Below are 8,250 nucleotides of genomic sequence, written 5' to 3'. Positions count from 1 at the left end.
GGGCTTGAGGGCGCTGGAGACCCTGCGGGTCTGTCGCAGCCTCGCGGGCTCGGCAGCGGCTACAGGGGGGACACATCGGTATTCCGCTCGGGCCCGATGCTTGTGTAGCCGCTGCCGCAGGCTGCGATCGAGCGGCACGCTCGCGGGGATCTTGAGGGCGCTGGAGACCCTGCGGGTCTATTGCAGCCTCGCGGGGCTCAGCAGCGGCTACTCCGGCAGGCGCGAGCGCAGGCGCTCACCCCGCGGAAAACCGCTCCCGGCTGTTGCTCAGGTGGGTCCACATCGCCGCCCGCGCGGCATCCGGGTCCTGGCGGCGGATGGCGGCGTAGATGGTTTCGTGTTCCTGGTTGGCCAGGGTCGCCAGTTGTGCCAGGTCGACATCGCCGCGCTCGGCGTCGCGCACCCGGGTGCGGGGGATCAGGGCGTTGCCCAACGATTGCAGGATCTGCACGAAATAGGGGTTGCCGGTGGCTTCGGCGATCAGCAGGTGGAAACGCTGGTCGGCCTCCACGCAACTGTCGTTGTTGGCCAGCAGTTGCTGGTAGTCGTCCAGCGCCTGGCGCATCTGCGCCAGTTGCTCGGCGCTGCGCCGGCGGGCGGCGAGAGCCACCGCCTGGGTTTCCAGGCCCAGGCGCAATTCGAGGATGTCGCGCACGCTCAGGGCGGTATCGACGTTCAAGCGCAGGCCGTGGGTGTCCTGGCGCTCCAGGACAAAACTGCCGACGCCATGGTGGGTTTCCACCCAGCCGGCGGCTTGCAGTTTGGAGATGGCCTCGCGCACCACGGTGCGGCTGACGCCATGGGCGCGGACGAGGGTGCTTTCCGACGGCAACTTGTCACCGGGCTTGAGCAGGCCGCGCATGATCTGCTGGGTCAGGTCGCTGACCAGGTCATGGGCCAGGTTGGTGGAAGGGCGACGGCGGCCCGGGGCGATATCAGATTCGGTGCTCATGGGAAGGTCGCGCGGGAGTGAGGCAAAAAGCTTATCACCGAAGTGGCCAGGCAGGCCTCAACTTGTCTGACATGTATGACAAGTTATCGGATAAGCCGCTTTCGAATTCAGTGCGGGTTCTCTGTGCCAGGACAACCTGAAAAATATTTCTTTGCCTTTGTTTTTATTTATACCAATTAAATCAATTAGTTGAGTTTATTTATCAACCTGCTCGTCGATCAGGAAAGCCTTGTGTACCGGCTTCTGCGACGAGTCTGCGCTTGTGACGCTATTTTTCTACTTGTATGATGACTGTCAACTGCGGCGCTCGCCCAGTCACCCGCACACAACAACAAACAAGTGGGAGAGGCATCGTGAATATCACCCTCAATCCGGCCGGCGACGATTCCCTGCTGGCCGTCGCCGTGGCAAAGGTCAAGCGTCATGTGCTGCCGCTGTTCGTCATCATGTTCATCGTCAACTACATCGACCGGGTCAACATCGGCTTCGTGCGCACCCACCTGGAACATGACCTGGGCATCGGCGCCGCGGCCTACGGTTTTGGCGCCGGGCTGTTCTTCATCGGTTACGCGCTGTTCGAAGTGCCGTCCAACATGCTGTTGCAGCGGGTCGGCGCGCGGATCTGGCTGACCCGCATCATGTTCACCTGGGGGCTGGTGGCCACGGCCATGGCCTTCGTGCAGAACGAAACCCAGTTCTATGTGCTGCGCTTCCTGCTGGGGGTGGCCGAGGCCGGGTTCTTCCCCGGGGTGATCTACTACTTCACCCGCTGGCTGCCCGGCGTGGAGCGGGGCAAGGCGATCGCCATTTTCCTGAGCGGTTCGGCGGTGGCTTCGCTGGTCTCCGGCCCGCTGTCCGGAGCGCTGTTGCAGATCGAAGGCCTGGGCTGGCACGGCTGGCAGTGGATGTTCATCGTCGAGGGCATGGCCTCGGTACTGCTCTGCGGTTTTGTCTGGTTCTGGCTCGACTCCACGCCCCGCGACGCCAAATGGCTGAGCGCCGCCGAACAGGATGCGCTGGTGCACGCGATCGACAGTGAGCAACGCGAGCGCGAAGCGGCGACGCCGGTCAAACCGTCGCTCTGGACCCTGCTCAAGGACCGGCAGATCCTGCTGTTCTGCCTGATCTACTTCTGCATCCAGCTGACCATCTACGCCGCGACCTTCTGGCTGCCGAGCATCATCAAGAAGATGGGCGACCTCAGCGACCTGCAGGTGGGGTTCTTCAACTCCATTCCCTGGCTGATCTCGATCATCGCCATGTACGCCTTCGCCGCGGCGTCCGGCAAGTGGAAGTTCCAGCAGGCCTGGGTCGCCAGCGCCTTGCTGGTGGCGGCCGCCGGGATGTTTCTGTCCACCACCGGCGGGCCGGTGTTCGCCTTCGTCGCCGTGTGCTTCGCCGCTATCGGCTTCAAGTCGGCATCCGCGCTGTTCTGGCCGATTCCCCAGGCCTACCTGGATGCGCGCATCGCCGCCGCGGTCATCGCCCTGATCAACTCCGTCGGCAACCTCGGCGGTTTCGTCGCCCCGACCACCTTCGGCCTGCTGGAGCAGCGCACCGGGTCGATCCAGGGTGGCCTGTACGGCCTGGCGGCGACCTCGATCATCGCCGCGATCATCGTGTTTTTCGCCCGCACCCGGCCCAAGGCCCATGTCATGCCGACGCCTTTGGACGATGCCCGCCCGCTGCTGGACAAAACCCACTGATTTTTGCCGACAGGAACCGACCCATGACCCTCGACTCCACCTTCAATCAGCCCGCACAGGCACCGCTTATCACCCGACTGCAAGTGGTGCCGGTGGCCGGGCATGACAGCATGCTGCTCAATCTCAGCGGCGCCCACGGCCCGTTTTTCACCCGCAATATCGTGATTCTTACCGACAGCGCCGGTAACACCGGGGTCGGTGAAGTGCCGGGGGGCGAGCGGATTCGCGCGACCCTCGAGGAGGCCCGCGAACTGCTGGTCGGCCAGTCCATCGGCCATTACCAGAAACTGCTCAACCAGGTGCGCCAACGCTTTGCCGAGCGCGATGCCGGCGGGCGGGGCCAGCAGACCTTCGACCTGCGCATCGCTATCCATGCGGTGACCGCGCTGGAAGCGGCGTTGCTCGATCTGCTCGGCCAGTTCCTCGGGGTGCCGGTGGCGGCGCTGCTCGGCGAAGGGCAACAACGCGAATCGGTGAAGATGCTCGGCTACCTGTTCTACATCGGCGACCGACGCCGGACCGACCTGGCCTACCGCAACGAAGCCGAGGCCGACGATGCCTGGTTGCGCTTGCGCCATGAACCGGCGCTGAACGCCGAGAGCATCGTGCGCCTGGCCGAGGCGGCCAAGGCGCGGTATGGCTTCAACGACTTCAAGCTCAAGGGTGGCGTGTTGCGCGGCGAAGAGGAGATGGAGGCGGTCACCGCCCTGGCCGAATGCTTTCCCAAGGCGCGCATCACCCTCGATCCCAACGGTGCCTGGTCGCTGAAACAGGCGATTGCCCTGTGCCGCGACCAACACCGGGTGCTGGCCTATGCCGAAGACCCCTGCGGCGCGGAAAACGGTTACTCCGGGCGCGAGGTGATGGCCGAATTCCGCCGCGCCACCGGGCTGCCCACCGCGACCAATATGATCGCCACCGACTGGCGGGAAATGGGCCACGCGATCCAGCTGCAAGCGGTGGATATTCCCTTGGCCGATCCGCATTTCTGGACCATGCAGGGTTCGGTGCGGGTCGCGCAGATGTGCCATGAATGGGGGCTGACCTGGGGCTCGCACTCCAACAACCACTTCGACATTTCCCTGGCCATGTTCACCCATGTGGCGGCCGCGGCGCCGGGCGAGATCACCGCCATCGACACCCACTGGATCTGGCAGGACGGCCAGCACCTGACCCGCAATCCGCTGCAGATCGTCGAGGGCTGCGTGGCGGTGCCGCAGACGCCGGGGCTGGGCGTCGAACTGGATCTGGACGCGCTGGCCCGCGCCCATGAGCTGTACAACAGCCGGGGCCTGGGGGCGCGGGACGACAGCGTGGCCATGCAGTTCCTGATCCCGGGCTGGCGCTTCGACAACAAGCAGCCGTGCCTGGTGCGCTGAGCCAGGTAGGAAAGGCTTGGCACAGGGCTTGGCCGGGCCGCGGCATTCGCAGTAATGTCAGCGGCCCGTCTGTCTCTGGAACCCTGCAATGACCTCTTTCTACGATGCGCGCGGCAATCTTTACGGCGTGGTGGCGCCCGCTGAGGTACGCCGGCTGGGGATCGCCTTGCCGGCCAGTGCGGCCGAGGCGGCGCTGGCCCGGGCCAATTGGAGCACGCAGGCCGTCGAGGCCTTGTGCGGCTGGGCGCCAGGCACCCGGCCACAAGGGGCCAAGGCCCATCGCAGCGACGGATTGCTGGTCGGGCCGTTCCAGGACGCGCCGCCGTTCGACCTGTTGATCGTCAACACCGACGGCACCCTGGCCGAACGCAGCGGCAACGGCCTGACCATCTTTTCCCAGGCCTTGACCGAGCAAGGTCTGTTGCCAGCCCAGGGGGCCAGCGAATTGCGGGTGCATCACGACAAGCCGGATGGCGTATCGCCGGTGGCGACCGTGGTCGAACCGGCGCAGGTCGCCGGGGTGGGTGGCTTTTGGCTGGACCTCGGGCAGCCGGCGTTCGGCCCGCAAGCTGTGGGTGTGCAACACGGGGTCGAGACTGACGATTCGAGCTGTGTCGACCTGAGTCGGGTGCGCGGGCTGGCGCGGTTGTGCCCGCAATGGTGTCGCAGCCAGTTCGTGCGTATCGGCAACCCGCATTGCGTGACCCTGGTCGACGATGCCGGCGCCTTGCCGGGCAACCGGCAGATGGCGCAAGCACCCCTGGCCGAGGCGCTGACTCGCATCGCCTACGCCATGCCCATCGGCAGCGGCGAACCCTGCCCGGCGGGGGTGAACCTGCAATGGGCGTGGCTGGAGGGCCCGCAGCGCATCGCCGCCCGGGTGTTCGAGCGTGGCGAAGGTCCCACCGCATCGTCCGGCACCAGCGCCAGTGCCGTGGCCTGCGCGGCATGGCGAGTCGGTTGGGTCAAGGCCGGCGAAGTCGCGGTGGCGATGCCCGGCGGCACCGCGCCGCTGCGCCTGGAAGCGCGGGGTGGGGAGTTGGTGCGGGTCAGCCTGTTCGGCACCGCCCGCGCTCTGTAGGCGTTGCCGCGGGCTGCGTAAATACCTGCGGGATCTTCCGCTGCCCTTGAGATCGCAGCGACCGTGCCGGATCGCAGCCTGCGGCAGCGGCTACGGGGGGCGATGTATCCATGGCGATCGCCTTCGCGGGCAAGCCTCGCTCCTACCGAGGAATACGCCACCATTTCCGTAGGAGCGAGGCTTGCCCGCGAAGACGTCGGTCGCCGTTACGCCTCTAGCCGTCTCATCACCCGCCATCGCCAATCCAATATTCAAATTCACCCGCTTTGCGTAGGAGCGAGGCTTGCCCGCGAAGGCGTCGGTCGCCGTTACGCCTCTAGCCGTCTCATCACCCGCCATCGCCAATCCAATATTCAAATTCACCCGCTTTGCGTAGGAGCGAGGCTTGCCCGCGAAGGCGTCGGCCGCCGTTACGCCTCTAGCCGTCTCATCACCCGCCATCGCCAATCCAATATTCAAATTCACCCGCTTTGCGTAGGAGCGAGGCTTGCCCGCGAAGGCGTCGGCCGCCGTCACACAGCCCCTGCATCCCCCAGCAATTCAACCTGGGCCATTTGCCGTTTCATCAGCACCTTGCCGTCGCGGATCGAATACAGCGCCAGGCCTTGGCTGCGGATCATTTCGTAGTCGCTGTCGGCCGACAGGATCAGCAGGTTGGCCGGGCGGCCTTCCTCCAGACCGTAGCGCTCGCCCAGGGCCAGGGCCCTGGCGCTGTTGTCGGTGATCAGGTCGAGGGCGCTCTGCAGGTTGCGGTAGCCGAGCATGTGGCAAATGTGCAGGCCGGCCTCCAGCACCCGCAGGATGTTGCCGTTACCCAGCGGGTACCAGGGGTCGACGATCGAATCCTGGCCGAAACACACGTTCATCCCGGCTTCCAGCAGCTCGTTGACCCGGGTCACGCCGCGGCGTTTCGGGAAGGTGTCGAAGCGCCCTTGCAGATGGATGCTTTCGGTGGGGCAGGAGACGAAGCTGATGCCCGAATGGCCGAGCAGGCGGAACAGCTTGGCGCAGTAGGCGTTGTCGTAGGAACCCATGGCGGTGGTGTGGCTGGCGGTCACCCGCGAACCCATGTCGCGGCTGCGGGCTTCTTCGGCCAGCACTTCGAGAAAACGCGAATGCGGGTCGTCGGTTTCGTCGCAATGCACGTCCACCAGGCAGCCGGTGCGCTCGGCCAGGTCCATGAGGAACTTCACCGAACTGACGCCCTGGTCGCGGGTGTATTCGAAATGCGGAATGCCGCCCACCACATCGGCGCCCAGGCGGATCGCTTCTTCCATCAGCTCGCGGCCGTTGCGGTAGCTTTCGATGCCTTCCTGGGGAAAGGCGACGATCTGCATGTCGACCAGGTGCGCCGTTTGCTCGCGCACTTCGAGCATGGCCTTGAGCGCGGTCAGCTCCGGGTCGGTGACGTCGACATGCGTGCGCACATGCTGGATGCCGTGGGCGGCGAGGGCGCGAATGGTTTTACGGGCGCGGGTCTGGGTGTCTTCGTGGGTGATGGTGACCTTGCGCTCGCCCCAGCATTCGATGCCTTCGAACAGCGTGCCGCTCATGTTCCAGCGTGGCTCGCCGGCAGTGAGGGTGGCGTCCAGGTGAATGTGCGGCTCGACGAAGGGCGGCACCACCAGGTTGCCGCCGGCGTCGAGGTCGTCGGGGCCCAGGGTCGGGGCTTCGGTCTGCCGGGCGATGCTGGCGATGCGGCCGTTTTCCAGGTGCAGTTCGTGCAGGCCTTCACGGTTGCGCAGGCGGGCGTTGATGATGAGCATCGGAGCGATTCCTCTTTCAATCCAGGCGGTCAGGGTACGGTGCTCGGGCCGGCGGCCGCAACGTCGCAAGGCCCCAGGTTCATGCCTGGATATCCGCTGCGGTGGTGGCGCGCGGGCCGAGCAGGCTACTCAGCAACATATGGCTCAGGGCCGCGGCCGCGATGCCCACCAGCGGCGCGAGCCAGGGCGAGCTGAAAGCCGCCACGGTGCCGATGGCATAGGCGCCCAGGCCGGCCCAGTTGAACGCCGGCAATTTGCTGTCGGCCAGGCGCGGGTACTGGCCGCGGTAGCGGTAGAAGAAGTCGGCCATGATCACCCCGCCAATCGGTGGGATCACCGTGCCCAGCAGAATCAGATAGGGCACCAGCATGTCGTACATGCCCAGCAGCGCTAGCAGGGTGCCGATCACTGCGCCGGCCAGGGTCACGGTCTTGCGCCGGCCGGTGCGCAGCAGGTTGCAGCCGGCGACGGCGAAGTTGTAGATGGTGTTGTCCTGGGTGCTCCAGATATTGAGCAGGAGCATGGCCATGGCGGCCATGGCGAAGCCCTGCAACAGCAGCACTTCGACCACGTCCGGCTGCTGGTAGACGATGGCGCCGTAGGCCCCGATCAGCACCATCAGGCCGTTGCCGATGAAAAAACCGATCAGGCTGGCCAGCACCGCGACCCTGGCCGAGCGCGAAAAGCGCGTCCAGTTGGTGGCCTGGGTGGCGCCGCTGACAAAGGTGCCGAACACCAGGGTGATGGCCGTGGACAGGTCGAGGCTGGCGCTCGGCACCACGGCCAGCAGCCCGTCGAGGCCGCCGACCTTGACCGTAGCCACCCACATCGACAGCAACAGCAGCAGCGCCATGGCCGGCACCGCTATATAGGAGAGGATTTCCAGCCCGCGATAACCCACATAGGCGGTGGCGCAGAACGCCAGGCCGAACAGCACCATCAGGCCCAGCACCGTGCCCTGGTCCAGCTCGAAATACTTGCCCAGCACCACCGCGGCGGTGGCGGTGCCCCAGGCGTACCAGCCGATCTGGGTGAAGCCCAGGATCAGGTCGCTGAGCTTGCTGCCGACCTCGCCGAAACAGAAACGCCCCATCAGCACCGAGTTCAGGCCGCTCTTGAAGGCGATATAGCCCAGGCCCGCCGCGTACAGGCCCAGCAGCAGGTTGCCGAGCACGATCACCCCGAGCATCTGGCCGAAGCTGAAGGCCACGCCGAGCTTGCCGCCGGCGAACATGGTGGCGGTGAAGAAAGTGAAACCCAGCAGCACCATGGCCGTGGAGGCCAGGCCCTTGCGCGCATGCATCGGCACTTCGCTGAGCGGGTAATCGTTGCCTGGATCGTTCTGCGTCATCTGCCTTCCCCTGAT

6 protein-coding genes are annotated in these 8,250 nt (G+C 65.6%); 3 read left to right on the top strand and 3 right to left on the bottom strand.

The window, feature by feature from the left end; genetic code table 11:
• Positions 1–235 precede the first annotated feature (235 nt).
• Positions 236–952 (bottom strand): FadR/GntR family transcriptional regulator, encoded by a 717-nt coding sequence (locus tag BLV20_RS22335; RefSeq protein WP_092304620.1) that lies wholly within the window; start codon positions 950–952, stop codon positions 236–238.
• Positions 953–1,305: 353 nt separating this feature from the next.
• Here BLV20_RS22335 and BLV20_RS22330 point away from each other — a divergent pair, with 353 nt between their 5' ends.
• The 3 genes from BLV20_RS22330 (at position 1,306) to BLV20_RS22320 (ending at position 5,118) form a co-directional block, all read left to right on the top strand.
• Positions 1,306–2,658: an MFS transporter gene (locus BLV20_RS22330; RefSeq protein WP_092304619.1), complete on the top strand. Its 1,353-nt coding sequence runs from the start codon at positions 1,306–1,308 to the stop codon at positions 2,656–2,658.
• 23 nt (positions 2,659–2,681) lie between these two features.
• Complete coding sequence (gene gudD / locus BLV20_RS22325) at positions 2,682–4,037, top strand: glucarate dehydratase (protein ID WP_092304618.1); 1,356 nt, start codon at positions 2,682–2,684, stop codon at positions 4,035–4,037.
• Between the two features lie 88 nt (positions 4,038–4,125).
• On the top strand, positions 4,126–5,118 hold the full coding sequence (locus tag BLV20_RS22320; RefSeq protein WP_092304617.1) for a diaminopimelate epimerase: 993 nt from the start codon (positions 4,126–4,128) through the stop codon (positions 5,116–5,118).
• A gap of 512 nt (positions 5,119–5,630) precedes the next feature.
• Here the strand turns inward: BLV20_RS22320 and codA are convergent.
• Complete coding sequence (gene codA, locus BLV20_RS22310) at positions 5,631–6,884, bottom strand: cytosine deaminase (RefSeq protein ID WP_092304615.1); 1,254 nt, start codon at positions 6,882–6,884, stop codon at positions 5,631–5,633.
• Positions 6,885–6,963: 79 nt separating this feature from the next.
• Entirely contained in the window at positions 6,964–8,235 is a 1,272-nt protein-coding gene (gene codB, locus BLV20_RS22305; RefSeq protein WP_092304614.1) for a cytosine permease, read from the bottom strand.
• Positions 8,236–8,250 lie beyond the last annotated feature (15 nt).

The organism is Pseudomonas sp. NFIX28 (assembly GCF_900107395.1).
GTDB lineage: Bacteria > Pseudomonadota > Gammaproteobacteria > Pseudomonadales > Pseudomonadaceae > Aquipseudomonas.
The sequence above is the reverse complement of the archived record's forward strand: the minus strand, read 5'-3'. Positions and strand labels throughout refer to the sequence as shown.